14 protein-coding genes are annotated in these 14340 nt (G+C 43.6%); 9 read left to right on the forward strand and 5 right to left on the reverse strand.

The window, feature by feature from the left end:
* Positions 1–7 precede the first annotated feature (7 nt).
* Genes recF through dnaA form a run of 4 tightly spaced genes read right to left on the reverse strand, consistent with a single transcriptional unit; the run spans position 8 to position 3800 of the window.
* Entirely contained in the window at positions 8–1090 is a 1083-nt protein-coding gene (recF, locus tag L5M17_RS17340) for a DNA replication/repair protein RecF (protein ID WP_105250804.1), read from the reverse strand.
* On the reverse strand, positions 1087–1317 hold the full coding sequence (locus L5M17_RS17345; protein WP_158683016.1) for a hypothetical protein: 231 nt from the start codon (positions 1315–1317) through the stop codon (positions 1087–1089). Before L5M17_RS17345 ends, recF begins: the two co-directional genes overlap by 4 nt.
* A complete protein-coding gene (gene dnaN, locus L5M17_RS17350) occupies positions 1292–2392 on the reverse strand; it encodes a DNA polymerase III subunit beta (protein WP_105250803.1) in 1101 nt (366 codons plus the stop codon). The genes L5M17_RS17345 and dnaN overlap by 26 nt, the downstream gene beginning before the upstream one ends.
* 19 nt (positions 2393–2411) lie before the next feature.
* Positions 2412–3800: a chromosomal replication initiator protein DnaA gene (dnaA, locus tag L5M17_RS17355; RefSeq protein WP_113941415.1), complete on the reverse strand. Its 1389-nt coding sequence runs from the start codon at positions 3798–3800 to the stop codon at positions 2412–2414.
* A 445-nt stretch (positions 3801–4245) separates the two neighbouring features.
* Here dnaA and rpmH point away from each other — a divergent pair, with 445 nt between their 5' ends.
* The 5 genes from rpmH to mnmE all read left to right on the forward strand — a co-directional run bounded on the left by rpmH (position 4246) and on the right by mnmE (position 8076).
* Entirely contained in the window at positions 4246–4383 is a 138-nt protein-coding gene (rpmH, locus tag L5M17_RS17360; protein ID WP_006083827.1) for a 50S ribosomal protein L34, read from the forward strand.
* A gap of 15 nt (positions 4384–4398) precedes the next feature.
* Entirely contained in the window at positions 4399–4755 is a 357-nt protein-coding gene (gene rnpA / locus L5M17_RS17365; RefSeq protein WP_105250802.1) for a ribonuclease P protein component, read from the forward strand.
* A complete protein-coding gene (gene yidD, locus L5M17_RS17370; protein WP_006083829.1) occupies positions 4722–4976 on the forward strand; it encodes a membrane protein insertion efficiency factor YidD in 255 nt (84 codons plus the stop codon). Before rnpA ends, yidD begins: the two co-directional genes overlap by 34 nt.
* Before the next feature lie 3 nt (positions 4977–4979).
* The gene (gene yidC, locus L5M17_RS17375; RefSeq protein WP_105250801.1) at positions 4980–6608 is read left to right on the forward strand and encodes a membrane protein insertase YidC; all 1629 of its coding nucleotides are present in this window, start codon (positions 4980–4982) and stop codon (positions 6606–6608) included.
* Between the two features lie 106 nt (positions 6609–6714).
* Entirely contained in the window at positions 6715–8076 is a 1362-nt protein-coding gene (mnmE, locus tag L5M17_RS17380; RefSeq protein ID WP_113941427.1) for a tRNA uridine-5-carboxymethylaminomethyl(34) synthesis GTPase MnmE, read from the forward strand.
* 90 nt (positions 8077–8166) lie between these two features.
* Here mnmE and L5M17_RS17385 read toward each other — a convergent pair whose 3' ends face one another.
* Positions 8167–9720, reverse strand: a complete 1554-nt coding sequence (locus L5M17_RS17385; RefSeq protein ID WP_263148674.1) for an oligopeptide:H+ symporter — start codon at positions 9718–9720, stop codon at positions 8167–8169.
* A gap of 250 nt (positions 9721–9970) precedes the next feature.
* Here L5M17_RS17385 and mioC point away from each other — a divergent pair, with 250 nt between their 5' ends.
* The 4 genes from mioC to L5M17_RS17405 all read left to right on the forward strand — a co-directional run bounded on the left by mioC (position 9971) and on the right by L5M17_RS17405 (position 14340).
* A complete protein-coding gene (gene mioC, locus L5M17_RS17390; RefSeq protein ID WP_105250799.1) occupies positions 9971–10411 on the forward strand; it encodes an FMN-binding protein MioC in 441 nt (146 codons plus the stop codon).
* A 439-nt stretch (positions 10412–10850) separates the two neighbouring features.
* A complete protein-coding gene (gene mnmG / locus L5M17_RS17395; protein WP_263148675.1) occupies positions 10851–12740 on the forward strand; it encodes a tRNA uridine-5-carboxymethylaminomethyl(34) synthesis enzyme MnmG in 1890 nt (629 codons plus the stop codon).
* Positions 12741–12857: 117 nt separating this feature from the next.
* On the forward strand, positions 12858–13478 hold the full coding sequence (gene rsmG / locus L5M17_RS17400; RefSeq protein WP_113941418.1) for a 16S rRNA (guanine(527)-N(7))-methyltransferase RsmG: 621 nt from the start codon (positions 12858–12860) through the stop codon (positions 13476–13478).
* A 73-nt stretch (positions 13479–13551) separates the two neighbouring features.
* Entirely contained in the window at positions 13552–14340 is a 789-nt protein-coding gene (locus tag L5M17_RS17405) for a ParA family protein (RefSeq protein ID WP_105250796.1), read from the forward strand.

A 14340-nucleotide genomic window follows, 5' to 3' on the forward strand; every position in this document is an offset into this window, starting at 1 on the left:
TCAATGGTTATTCAATTACCGTTACACGTCCCTGTTCCACATGAAACATCCTACTGGGAGGCGTGTGTAACGAATCGACTATTGCAGCAGGATCAATGGCGGTCACAAAAACTTGTGCTCCGGTATCCGTTAACTGCTTAAGCAATAGCTGCCTATGCTGTGCATCCAACTCGGACGGAAGATCGTCCACAAGATAAATACTGTTTTTATCTATTTGTTGTTTGAGCAACTTTCCCTGTGCAATACGCAGTGCACAGACTAATAATTTCAATTGACCACGGGACAGGGCATCCTGCGCCGGCAAAGTGCCTACACGAAGTCTAAGGTCAGCTTTATGGGGACCGCTGACGGTATGACCTGTGGCCAAATCTCTGGAATATTGGTTTTCGAGTAGTTCTGCAAAATCCGTTTTACTATCCCAGCCGCGCGTAAATGAAACCTTCACATCTACACTCGGTAAAAACTCCCCGATTATACCCTTAAGTAGCTCATTTAACGAGTCTACATAATGGTTTCGTATTTCGGTGACCTGCTCGGCATAGCGCACAAACTCTTGGTCCCAAAATTGAATATGACTGTAAGCTGAACCGTTCCTAAGCAATTGATTTCTTTGCTTAAGAACGCGACGAACATTCGTCCAAGCGCCATAAAACTGTGGGTCAGCATGAAATGCGCCCCAATCAATAAATTGTCGACGGGATTTTGGGCCTTCAAACAGTAAAGAAAAGCTTTCAGGTGTGATCACTTGAATAGGTAAAGCTTCGGCTAAGGTCGACAGACGTTTGACTTTTTCGCCGTCGATTTTCACTTCCGTCTCACCATTGCGAAATCGGCGTAAACCAATTTTACTGTCACCGCGCGCTAAATTTAAAGTCGCAAATAGCGTTAACTTATCGTCATCGTGATTAATCACTCGTTGGGATAAATGACTGCGAAACGAGCGCCCCATACCGAGGAAATAAATGGCTTCTAAAATACTGGTTTTTCCGCTGCCATTTTGACCATAAATCACGTTAATCCCAGGTGCGGGGATTAACTGTGCGGACTGAATGTTGCGAAATGCTTCGATATTGAGACGGGTCAGGCTCATGCATTACTCATTAAGCCGCGTAAACGGCGTAGGCAAGGATTCATAGCACTTAACGAGCAACTCAATCGCTGCCACAGGCTAAGACTATCGGTAAATGAGTGAAGGAATGGCCAATGCTGCGTATTAAACACTATGCCGCCGTTAAGCGGCATAGACATCGAAGACAGAGGTACAGACACGGGTAACGTAAAAATCGATGGTTTATAAGCGCATCGGCATAACCACATACATGGAATCTTCTTCCAAATGGTTTTCGATTAGGGCGCTGGAGTTACCATCAATGAGCGTGATACGCACATCATCGGACTTAAGGTTGTTGAGCACGTCCAGTAAGTAACTGACGTTAAAACCAATTTCTAAGGCCTGATTGTTGTATTCCACATCAATGATTTCTTCCGCTTCTTCCTGTTCAGGATTATTAGCGGTGATCTTGAGCAGACCATTTTCGAGTTGAATACGCACACCACGGAATTTTTCATTGGATAAAATAGAAGCCCGCGTCAGCGCTTGCTTCAAGTGATTACGACTCGCAATCACAATTTTATCACCGCCCTTTGGCAATACACGGCGATAATCAGGGAAGCGACCATCGACTAATTTACTGGTAAATACTGTGTTAGCCGTGGTGGCACGAATAGCATTATCACCAATAGCAATAGTGATATCGAGATCGTCAGACTCCAATAAGCGCGCCATTTCAATTACGCCTTTACGGGGCACAATGACTTGTTTTTCCGGTAATTGTGCTTCAATCGTACGATGACTTAAGGCTAAACGATGACCGTCGGTCGCTATCGCACGCAACACATTACCTTCAGTTTCAAACAATAATCCGTTGAGGTAATAGCGTACATCTTGGTTAGCCATCGAAAACTGCGTCGAGTCGATAATCGACTTCAACACGCCCTGCTTCAAGCTAAATTCAATCTCAGCTTGGAAGGCTTCAACGTTAGGGTATTCTTCTGCGGGCAAAGTCGCTAAGGAAAAACGGCTACGGCCTGAACGCAGCAACCATTTATTATCTTGTTGTTCGACTTTCAGTTCGCTTTGTTCTGGCAAAGACTTAACAATATCGAGCAGTTTCTTCGCCGGAACCGTAGTACGACCTTCTTCGATATCACCGTGAACCACAGCTTGGCCCACGAGTTCGACTTCTAAATCTGTACCAGTCAACTTAAGTGAGTGACCACTTACTTCTACAAGGAGGTTAGACAAAATGGGCAAGTTATGGCGTCTTTCTACCGCACCACACACCAATTGCAACGGCTTTAATAGGGCATCCCTATCAATTGAGAATTTCATCGTGTCCAAATTCCTTGTTTTAAGAAGATAAGGTTCTAATCAAATTAGCATAATCTTCTTTAATGTCGTGGCTCTCTTCCCGTAGCTGAGCAATCTTACGACAGGCATGCAACACTGTGGTGTGATCTCTACCACCAAAAGCATCACCAATTTCCGGCAAGCTTTGGTTAGTTAATTCTTTGGATAACGCCATTGCCACTTGCCTTGGGCGCGCGACACTGCGTGAACGACGCTTAGACAACATATCAGCCATCTTGATCTTGTAGTATTCAGCTACGGTTTTCTGAATATTGTCTATAGTGACTAATTTTTCTTGAAGTGCCAAGAGGTCACGTAAGGCTTCACGAACAAAATCAATAGTAATTGGCCGACCCGTGAAGTTAGCGTTGGCGATAACGCGGTTTAACGCCCCTTCTAGCTCGCGCACGTTTGAACGTAAACGCTTAGCAATAAAGAAAGCCACTTCATCGGGCAAGTTAATGCCGCTCTCTTGAGCTTTACGCATCAAGATCGCTACGCGGGTTTCTAACTCTGGTGGCTCAATGGCCACAGTTAAACCCCAACCGAAACGCGATTTCAATCTGTCTTCAACACCGTCGATCTCTTTTGGATAACGATCTGAAGTCAAAATAATTTGGTGATTCCCTTCAAGCAACGCATTGAAGGTATGGAAGAATTCTTCTTGGGATCTGTCTTTATTGGCAAAAAATTGAATATCATCAATAAACAAGGCATCGACGCTACGGTAGTAACGTTTAAATTCTTCGATCGCATTGTTTTGCAGCGCTTTAACCATGTCCTGGACAAAACGCTCGGAATGCATGTAAACCACTTTGGCATTCGGATTATTTTTAATGATCCCGTTACCGACAGCGTGCAACAAGTGAGTCTTACCTAGACCTGTTCCGCCATATAAAAATAGTGGGTTATAAGCACCACCCGGATTTTCAGCCACTTGTAACGCCGCAGCCTTACCTAATTGGTTCGACTTACCTTCTACGAAGTTATCAAACTGGTAGCTAGGATTGATGTTACTGCGGTGATTCGCGTTCGCCATAGGCTCGGCTTGGACATTAAACGTCGTGCCCACAGTCGCTTTCGTTTGAGTATTAGGTGCTCGCGTTGGCGCAATCGGTGCCGGTACACTTGGCTTTTTCGCCGAAGGACGACTACCTATATCGAAACGCAATTTAGGCGCGTCACTACCCATTTGCTCAGTAAAGAACTGATTAATGATATTGATGTACTTATCTCTGACCCAATCAAGCACGAAGCGGTTGGGCGCATAAAGCACCAGAGTATCTCCATCCATTTCGGCTTGTAACGGTCTGATCCACATACTGAACTGCTGAGCAGAAAGCTCATCTTGCAGTCGTCCGATACATTGTTGCCAAAGTGAAACAGCCACTTAGTTATCCCCAAAAGATCATCAAAAAAGAGGTGTATTCTATAGCGAGATCTCAAGGATCGCTATCCTTAAAAAATATTTATCCCCAGCGAGATCATTCTATGTGAATATCCTCGATCATCAAAGATCCAAAACGATCCTTTTATTCAGCACTAACCGCAAATCCTGCTTTATTAAGCGATCCACATTGATCTATAATGGCGCCCCTTCGATCGGCTCGAAGATCCCCTACACTACTACATGTAGTGTCCGTACACAGAGTTATCCACATCTTATGGTGTATTCTGGGGATTGATCTAAGGATACGCTGGCAGAAATAAAGCACTTACTTACTTTCGTTGTTGACGTGACTAAGTATTGTGATTACAATTCGGCCTCTTTTTTGCCCTTACCTCTATCCTAGAGATAAGGATATGTTCACTAATAACAAAGACGGATTGCCATCATGAGTAAACGTACTTTTCAACCTAGCAACCTGAAGCGCAAGCGTTCTCACGGCTTCCGCGCTCGTATGGCTACTGTAGGCGGCCGTAAGGTGCTTGCACGTCGTCGTGCGAAAGGTCGCGCTCGTTTATCTGCTTAATAAGTGGGTAACTAGTTGACTAGCTATACCTTTTCGCGGGAGTTACGTTTGTTAACTCCCGCGCAATTTAAATCTGTATTTTCCAATCCCATCAAAGCATCTTCTGCTGAAATTACCTTGCTCGCTATTCCTAACACGGAACAACATCCGCGTATGGGCCTTACTGTTGCTAAACGCTATGTAAAACGCGCCAATCAACGTAACCGTATTAAGCGCGTGATCAGAGATAGTTTTCGCTTAAATCAACACGACATTCCTCATCTTGATATTGTTGTGCTTGTCAGAAATGGCGTGATGGAAATGGAAAACGCTGAAATCAACAAATTGATAGAAAAGCTATGGCGCAAACTCAGTCGCCGCTACAATGGCTAGCGACCACGTTAATTCGTGGCTATCAAGTATTCATAAGCCCTATACTGGGCCCTCGATGCCGTTTCAATCCCACCTGCTCTCACTACGCTATTGAAGCAATAAAAGTGCATGGAACCGCGAAAGGTTGTTGGTTTGCATTGAAACGCATATTAAAATGTCACCCTTTACATCCCGGCGGTAGTGATCCCGTCCCCCCTAAAAATGATAGGTGTAATAAATAGGCTATGGAATCTCAACGCAATATATTGCTCATAGGACTACTGTTTGTCAGCTTTTTGCTGTGGCAACAGTGGCAAGCAGACAAAGCTCCTAAACCCGTTGCAACCGAATCGTCCTTAGTGGCGAACGCGGCAAGCTCGCACAGTGCCGATGTTCCAGAAGCTGATACAGGTGTTCCTGCTGCAGCAGTTACTGCAAACAGCAAACTGATTACGGTAAAAACAGATCAGTTAGACATTCAGATCAATCCAGTGGGTGGTGACATCGTTTTTGCTGCGTTAGTTTCGCACAAAAAAGAACTAGAGAAAGATCAACCGTTCGTATTGCTTGAGCAAACGAATGATTTCACTTATATCGCTCAAAGCGGCCTAATTGGTCGCGATGGTATCGATAGCAGCGCAAAAGGCCGTGCCGCATTTAGCACAACGGCAACTGAATATACCTTAGCCGAAGGCCAAGATACCTTAGAAGTACCGTTAACTTATATCGCTGACAATGGTGTGACTTACACTAAAGTGTTCGTATTCCATCGCGGTAAGTTCAACATAGATGTTGACTATAAAATCAACAACACTTCAGCAGCACCGCTGCAAGTTCAGATGTACGGTCAGATTAAACAAACGATCAAGCCATCTGAAAGCAGCATGATGATGCCTACCTATCGTGGTGGTGCGTTCTCAACGAATGATGTGCGCTATGAAAAATACAACTTTGACGACATGGCCAAAAGTAACCTGAACCAAGCCACTTTAGGCGGTTGGGCAGCCATGTTACAACACTATTTCGTTTCAGCTTGGGTGCCTCCTGCAACTGACAGTAACACAATTTTTTCTAGTGTCAGTGCTGGCGGTCTAGCTAATATTGGTTTCCGCGGCGCGGTATACGATATTGCACCTGGTGCCAGCCAAGAAATTAGCTCACAGTTCTATGTTGGTCCTAAGGATCAAGCGGCACTGTCAGCGATTTCTGAAACCTTAAATCTCGTGGTCGATTACGGTTTCTTATGGTGGTTAGCGGTTCCTATTCACTGGTTATTGATGTTCTATCAATCATTCGTCGGTAACTGGGGTGTGGCAATTATTCTGATCACATTAACCGTTCGTGGTTTACTGTTCCCGCTGACAAAAGCGCAGTACACCTCAATGGCGAAGATGCGTAATCTGCAACCTAAGCTAACAGATTTGAAAGAACGCTTTGGTGATGACCGTCAAAAGATGGGTCAAGCCATGATGGAACTGTATAAGAAAGAAAAAGTTAACCCTATGGGTGGCTGTTTACCTATTATTTTACAGATGCCAATCTTCATTGCCTTATACTGGGTATTGCTAGAAAGCTTCGAATTACGTCATGCACCATTTATGCTGTGGATCCACGATTTATCGGTACAAGATCCTTACTACATACTGCCCTTGCTGATGGGCGTCTCTATGTTTGTAATGCAGAAGATGCAACCAATTGCGCCGACAATGGATCCAATGCAAGTGAAAATGATGCAATGGATGCCAGTAATCTTTACCGTATTCTTCCTGTGGTTCCCATCAGGTCTAGTACTGTACTGGTTAGTAGGTAACATAGTTGCCATCACGCAGCAGAAGATTATTTATGCAGGTCTTGAGAAAAAAGGCTTAAAATAAGCCCTACCTTTAGCAAAGCATAAAGTGAAAATAATACTAAAGGCGGCTTAATTAGCCGCCTTTTCCTTTACATGATTTGGTAGATATTAGTTTGGTGGGTATTTCCGTGACAACTGACACTATCGTGGCTCAAGCCACCGCGCCTGGACGTGGCGGCGTTGGCATCATCCGAATTTCAGGCAACAAGGCCAGTGATGTCGCTATGGCCGTATTAGGTCATCTTCCTAAAACAAGATATGCCGATTATTGCGACTTTAAAAGTGCAACAGGCCAAGTAATCGACCAAGGCATAGCGCTGTTTTTTAAAGGCCCCAATTCCTTTACTGGCGAAGATGTATTGGAACTTCAAGGCCACGGCGGCCAAATCGTTCTAGACATGCTGATCAAACGTGTAATGGAAGTCGGTGGCATTCGTATCGCCAAACCCGGTGAGTTCAGCGAACAAGCCTTTATGAACGACAAGCTAGACTTAACCCAAGCCGAAGCGATTGCCGATCTTATCGATGCCACCAGTGAGCAAGCGGCTAAAAGTGCGCTGCAATCACTCCAGGGTGAATTTTCTAAGGAAGTCCATGAGCTGGTGGATCAAGTCACTAACCTACGTTTATATGTAGAAGCTGCGATTGATTTCCCCGATGAAGAAGTCGACTTTTTAAGTGATGGCAAAATTGCCAATGCACTCTATAAAATCATCGACAAACTCGACCTAGTGCAAGCCAGTGCTAAACAAGGTTCTATCATCCGCGAAGGCATGAAAGTCGTGATTGCGGGTCGTCCTAACGCCGGAAAATCCAGCTTATTAAACGCCTTAGCCGGTAAAGAATCGGCTATTGTTACCGAAATTGCTGGTACAACACGAGATGTATTACGCGAGCACATCCACTTAGATGGCATGCCACTGCACATTATCGATACCGCAGGCCTACGTGATACGACAGATACCGTTGAACAAATTGGTATAGAACGCGCTTGGAATGAAATAAACAGTGCCGATCGGGTGTTATTTATGGTTGATGGCACCACCACAGCCGCCGTTAATCCCCATGATATTTGGCCTGACTTTGTCGATCGCCTGCCCTCAAATTTAGGTGTGACAGTGATCCGCAATAAAGCCGATCTCACTGGCGAAGACTTAATGATGACAGAGGAACAAGGTTATAGTGTTTACCGGATCTCGGCGAAAACAGGCTTAGGTGTTGAACAGTTAAAGCTGCATTTAAAATCACTCATGGGCTACCAGAGTAACCTCGAAGGTGGCTTTATCGCTCGGCGTCGTCACTTAGAAGCCCTTGAACTCGCCGCAAGCCATCTGCAATTAGGTAAAGAACAATTAGAAGTGTATCTAGCAGGAGAACTGCTGGCAGAAGAGTTACGCATGTGCCAATTAGCATTATCAGAAATCACTGGCCGCTTCACTTCTGACGATTTACTAGGCAAAATTTTTAGCTCTTTCTGTATCGGAAAATAACTAACCTTAATATTATTTCCATATAAATCAGCCCATACAATATGGGCTGATTTTTTATCTACAACTGAATATTTCCACTCATCGACTAACTCATGATTCGACGTGGCGGTAATGATCTTGCATTTGATAGGATCTTGCATAAAGCGCAAACATCAATGCCGCCAAGATGGCAAAACCAGCAAAGAAAAACATCTGAAATGCGGTAATACTGATCCCCGTCTGGGCAATTTGTTCCGTCACTGCCGGACTTTTAACACTGACGTTCGCTAGTAGCACCCATAAGTTACCGACGGTCACCGATAAGGTCCAAAAACTCATAATAGTGCCTTTCATGGCTTTAGGCGCTTGGCTGTAGGCAAACTCTAGCCCAGTGGCAGAGACTAATACTTCACCAAAGGTGAGCAAAGCATAGGGCACAATCTGCCAAAATATTGATAATACCGAGCCGCCATCCATCACCAATTGAATGCTACCAACGACTATCCAACTCACGCCCGTGACGGCAATCCCAGCCCCCATTTTACGCAAAGCAGTTAACTTTATACCCATGCGCTCAATCGCCGGATATAACACAAAGTTATTAAGTGGGATCAGTAACATAACTAATAATGGGTTTAAAGCTTGCATCATGGCGGGTTCAAACCATTCCGGTTTAGACATGTCATTGGCTTGCAATATCCAAGTGGACGCTTTCTGATCGAACAAAGACCAAAAGGGAGTCACTAACGCAAATAAGATTAAGATCCGTAGTACTGAACGCACCCCATCAACGGCGATATCCGGATGGATCCCCCTAGCGCGTTCGAGTTGCAATGAAGCCCCTGCGCCAACAAATCCCATTACTAGCACTAACGCACAACACAAACCAGCAACGATACCTAAGGTTGGAATATTCACTAAAGCATACGCTGCAGAAATTATCCCAACTAAAGCTAACACTAAACCTATGTTGGCTTGACCAGCGATTTTAGTGAGCAATGCGGTACGAATAACGGGTAAAAAACCATGGGGATTTTTCGGTTCGGGTGGCATATGCACATAACGTTTGCGGCCTAACCAGAAGAACACAGTTGCAATAAACATTAAGACACCAGGAATCCCAAATGCGACCGCAGCACCATAATATTTCAATAGTAATGGCATAGATAACGAGGCGAAGAAGGAGCCAAAGTTAATCGTAAAATAAAACAGATCAAACGCTTTCTGCGCCAATGTTTTATTGGTTTGATCAAATTGATCCCCCATAAAGGAAGAAACCAAGGGCTTAATCCCACCCGATCCGAGCGCAATTAAAAATAATCCCGTATAAAACCCTTGAATACTGTGTTCAAAAATAGCGAGAAACGCATGGCCAACACAGTAAATTAAACTTAACCATAAGATAGTATTGTATTTACCGAAAAAACGATCGGCAATCCAACCCCCGAGTAACGGAAAAAAGTACACTCCAATGACAAAGGAATGGAACACATCCTTAGCCATAGTTCCGCGCAGTTCTTCTGGAATAGACAACAAAAGTGCTGTCATCAAGAATGGGGTAAGAATATTCCGCATACCGTAAAAGCTAAAACGTTCACAAGCTTCACTGGCTATGATGTAAGGAATTTGCCGTGGCCACTGGGGCGCATTTACGGGTGTTGTCATGGATCATCCTATTATAATTATTTGATTTTAAATGAAATTAACTTTTTAAATATATTAATTATGTATCAAGAAGCTAAAGGTAACATGTAAGCGAAACCAACCTTATATAAAGGATGCAAAAACTGCAAAAATCACGTATTGCTTCTGTGGTCCTATCCACATTTCCTTTATGATGAACATAATAATAGCCATTCAGCTATCTATTTAATTGAAATTAGTTTTAAAAACAACAACACACTGAGAAATCATAATGGCAAAGATTGAAGTAATCGTTGGTACAACATTGGGCAGTGCAGAGTATGTTGCCGACGAAATGATGGCCCAATTAACGGAGCAAGGACACCAAGTTCAAGTTCATTTAACCCCAACATTGTGCGAAATAGACACCCATGCACTGTGGATTATCGTGTCATCAACTCATGGAGCTGGTGATCTTCCAGATAATATTCAGCCTTTTTTCAACGAAATTACCGAGCAAAAACCGGATCTCAGCCAAGTAAACTTTGCCTTATGTGCAATTGGTGACTCAAGTTACGATACCTTTTGCCAAGGCCCAGAAAAATTAATTTCGGCCATTCAAGACTGCGATGCAAAAGCCTTTGTGGATAAGATCCAGATCGATGTACAGCTTGATCCTGTGCCGGAAGACCCAGCCCTTGCATGGTTAGCACAATGGCAACAGGACATTTAAGATCGCTTATTGGATAAGGTCCCGATCTATGTACAGTTTAGATCCTATTTATCCACAATTTACTTATTTAAAGTATAAACATGTGGATAAGCTATTATTTAGATCTGATCAACCTCTGTACTATTCACAGTCCGATCTGCTTAATGATCCGCCTTGTGGATAAGTAGGCGATCTATCCCCATGTTTAATGACATTAGATCGCGATCAGATCACAGGATCAAGATCGCGCTAATTAATGATTTATATAATGAATTTGGGTTATGCACAGAAAAACGCGATCCTAATAGTAAACATAATAAAAAGATCTATATAAAGATCTTAAGATCTATTAGTCCGGATCATCTCGATCGAACAGCGTAAAATGATCATTCACCTAAGACGAAGCAAATGCTAAAATGCTCGGCTCGTACTGAGTCTCTTAGCAATTGAAGGTAGTGGCATGCATTTTCATGAACGGTTTGATGTTATTGTTGTTGGTGGTGGTCATGCCGGAACTGAAGCCGCGTTGGCAGCAGCAAGAATGGGATCAAAAACATTATTACTAACGCACAATATCGATACGTTAGGACAAATGTCATGTAATCCAGCGATCGGTGGCATAGGCAAAGGCCATTTAGTGAAAGAAATTGACGCCTTAGGTGGTGCAATGGCAATCGCAACCGATTATGCAGGGATCCAATTTAGAACCTTAAATTCAAGTAAAGGCCCAGCAGTACGAGCAACACGAGCACAGGCTGACCGTGCACTGTATCGTCAAAAAATCCAAAATATATTACAAAACCAACCTAACTTACATATTTTCCAACAAGCAGTAGATGACTTAATTGTTGAAAATCATCAAGTAGTTGGTGTAGTTACCCAAATGGGTTTAGCTTTTGAATCTCCAGCTGTTGTATTAACAACAGGTACATTCTTAAGCGGCAAAATTCATATAGGCTTAGAAAACTACAGCGGTGGCCGTGCAGGCGATCCACCAGCGATTGCTTTAGCAAATCGATTACGTGAATTACCGATCCGAGTCGGCCGTTTAAAAACAGGTACACCGCCACGTATCGATGCAAACACGATCGATTTTTCTCAAATGGCTGAACAGAAAGGCGATTCTCCGTTACCTGTCATGTCATTTATGGGGGATATCAGTCATCATCCAAAACAGATTTCTTGCTGGATCACTCACACCAATGAAAAAACCCATGAAATTATTCGTGGTGGTTTAGACAGAAGCCCTATGTATTCAGGCGTCATCGAAGGTATTGGTCCACGTTATTGCCCATCGATTGAAGACAAGATCCACCGCTTTGCGGATAAATCTTCGCATCAGATCTTCATCGAACCAGAAGGTTTAAATACCAATGAGATCTATCCTAACGGGATCTCTACTAGTTTACCTTTCGATGTACAGTTGAATTTAGTACGTTCGATCAAAGGCATGGAAAACGCAGAAATCATGCGTCCAGGTTATGCGATCGAATACGATTACTTCGATCCAAGAGATCTGAAAAACTCATTAGAAACCAAAGCGATCAACGGTTTATTCTTCGCAGGCCAAATAAACGGCACTACAGGTTATGAAGAAGCTGGTGCTCAAGGTTTATTAGCAGGCATGAATGCCTCACTGCAAGTACAAGGCAAAGAAGCCTGGTGTCCACGCCGTGACGAAGCATATCTTGGAGTACTAGTTGACGATTTATCAACTCTGGGTACCAAAGAACCGTACCGCATGTTTACTAGCCGTGCCGAATACCGTTTGTTACTCCGTGAAGATAACGCTGATATTCGCTTAACGGCAAAAGGCCGCGAATTAGGTTTAGTTGACGACACTCGCTGGGCGGCATTTAGTGAGAAGTTAGAATCGATCGAACTTGAGTTACAACGTTTGCGCGCTCAATGGGTGCATCCAAATTCACCTTTGATCCATGCGTTAAACCCACACTTGAATACGCCGATCTCTCGCGAAGCATCATTTGAAGAATTACTGCGTCGTCCAGAAATGGATTACAGCAAGTTGATGCAGATCGAAGGTTTTGGTCCAGGGCTTGAAGATCCACAGGCGGCTGAGCAAGTTCAGATCCAAGTTAAGTATTCTGGTTATATTCAACGTCAGCAGGAAGAGATCAACAAAGCTGTGCGTAATGAGAACACAGGTTTACCTTTGACGCTCGATTACAAAGAAGTACCAGGCTTATCGAATGAAGTGATTGCTAAGTTAAATAACCACAAACCAGAAACCATAGGTCAAGCGTCACGGATCTCTGGCATTACCCCTGCGGCTATTTCAATTTTGTTAGTTCACCTCAAAAAGCGTGGCTTATTACGTAAGAGTGCGTAAAAGCTAGCTTAATCGCTGCTTAGGTCATAGAAGGGAAGCATTCAGGCTTCCCTTCATCGTTTTCGGGCTTCATAATAGCCTTCGCGTTCATAATCGTATCTTTGTTGAGGTTGCTCAGTGTTATCTGCCCAGTTAGAGGCTTATTTAGCCGAAATTAATTTGCCCGCAACCGTCGAGCAGAAAAAACAACTAATTGATTTTGTTGGTATGCTCAACAAATGGAATAAAGCCTATAACCTGACATCGGTGAGAGATCCCGAAGCTATGCTGATCCGTCATATCATGGACAGTTTAGTGGTTTCAAAACACCTGCAAGGTAAACGTTTTATCGATGTAGGCACTGGACCGGGTTTACCTGGGATCCCGTTAGCCATTATGAACCCCGATAAACAATTTGTGTTATTGGACAGCTTAGGTAAACGTATTCGTTTTCAAAAACAAGTGTCCTTTGAATTAGGCATACATAACATCAGCTCAGTTGAAAGCCGCGTAGAAGCTTATCAACCGGAGGATAAATTCGACGGCGTATTAAGTCGTGCATTTGCCTCAATCCAAGATATGCTGACTTGGTGCCATCATCTCCCCGCCGAACATGGACAGTTTTATGCACTTAAAGGCCAGTTGAATGATGAAGAGATGCAACATATTCCAAGTGGATTTGTGGTGAAAGAAGTTATCGAGCTTAAGGTGCCTAAACTCGATGAAAAAAGACATTTATTGAAGATAATCAAAGAATAACAGGCTTAAAAGTGATAAATAAATCATTTATAAGCAAGGGCAATAAACCAGCATTTACATACAGGGTGATATTGTGGGTAAAGTGATTGCCGTGGCTAACCAGAAAGGTGGCGTAGGAAAAACAACTACTTGCGTTAACCTCGCCGCTTCGTTAGCAGCAACAAAACGTAAAGTATTATTGATCGATCTCGATCCTCAAGGTAATGCCACCATGGGGAGCGGTGTCGATAAGTATGACGTAGCTAATACAGCCTATGAATTATTGGTTGAAGAAAAATCCTTCGACGAGATCGTCATTAAAAACACTGCGGGTAAGTATGATCTGATCGCCAGTAATGGCGATGTCACTGCGGCAGAAATCAAATTGATGGAGTTTTTTGCCCGAGAGATCCGTTTGCGTAACGCGCTCGCACCGATCAAAGATCAATACGATTATATCTTTATCGACTGCCCTCCTTCATTGAACATGTTGACCGTAAACGCTATGTCAGCGGCCGACTCTGTACTCGTGCCTATGCAGTGTGAATATTACGCCCTTGAAGGCTTAACTGCGCTGATTGATACCATCACTAAGCTTGCAGCTATGGTTAATCCTGGACTTGGCATCGAAGGCATTTTACGTACTATGTATGATCCGCGTAATCGTTTGTCTAATGATGTGTCCGATCAGCTAAAACAACATTTTGGTGACAAAGTCTATCGTACCGTTATCCCACGTAATGTGAGGCTAGCAGAAGCACCAAGTTTTGGAGCGCCTGCTATGTATTACGATAAATCGAGTGCTGGCGCTAAGGCGTATCTAGCGCTTGCGGGTGAAATGATCCGTCGTTCAGAACAACAAACTCAGGCTAAGCAAGCGTAA

It is taken from the genome of Shewanella sp. SW24, assembly GCF_025653395.1.
GTDB classification, from domain to species: Bacteria; Pseudomonadota; Gammaproteobacteria; order Enterobacterales; family Shewanellaceae; genus Shewanella; species Shewanella oncorhynchi.

Bases quoted from the DNA above. Each gene is read 5' to 3' on its own strand.
- recF (WP_105250804.1), bottom strand. From the start codon at position 1,090: ATGAGCCTGACCCGTCTCAATATCGAAGCATTTCGCAACATTCAGTCC.
- L5M17_RS17345 (WP_158683016.1), bottom strand. From the start codon at position 1,317: ATGTGGTTATGCCGATGCGCTTATAAACCATCGATTTTTACGTTACCC.
- dnaN (WP_105250803.1), bottom strand. From the start codon at position 2,392: ATGAAATTCTCAATTGATAGGGATGCCCTATTAAAGCCGTTGCAATTG.
- rpmH (WP_006083827.1), top strand. From the start codon at position 4,246: ATGAGTAAACGTACTTTTCAACCTAGCAACCTGAAGCGCAAGCGTTCT.
- yidD (WP_006083829.1), top strand. From the start codon at position 4,722: ATGGCGCAAACTCAGTCGCCGCTACAATGGCTAGCGACCACGTTAATT.
- yidC (WP_105250801.1), top strand. From the start codon at position 4,980: ATGGAATCTCAACGCAATATATTGCTCATAGGACTACTGTTTGTCAGC.
- L5M17_RS17385 (WP_263148674.1), bottom strand. From the start codon at position 9,720: ATGACAACACCCGTAAATGCGCCCCAGTGGCCACGGCAAATTCCTTAC.
- mioC (WP_105250799.1), top strand. From the start codon at position 9,971: ATGGCAAAGATTGAAGTAATCGTTGGTACAACATTGGGCAGTGCAGAG.
- mnmG (WP_263148675.1), top strand. From the start codon at position 10,851: ATGCATTTTCATGAACGGTTTGATGTTATTGTTGTTGGTGGTGGTCAT.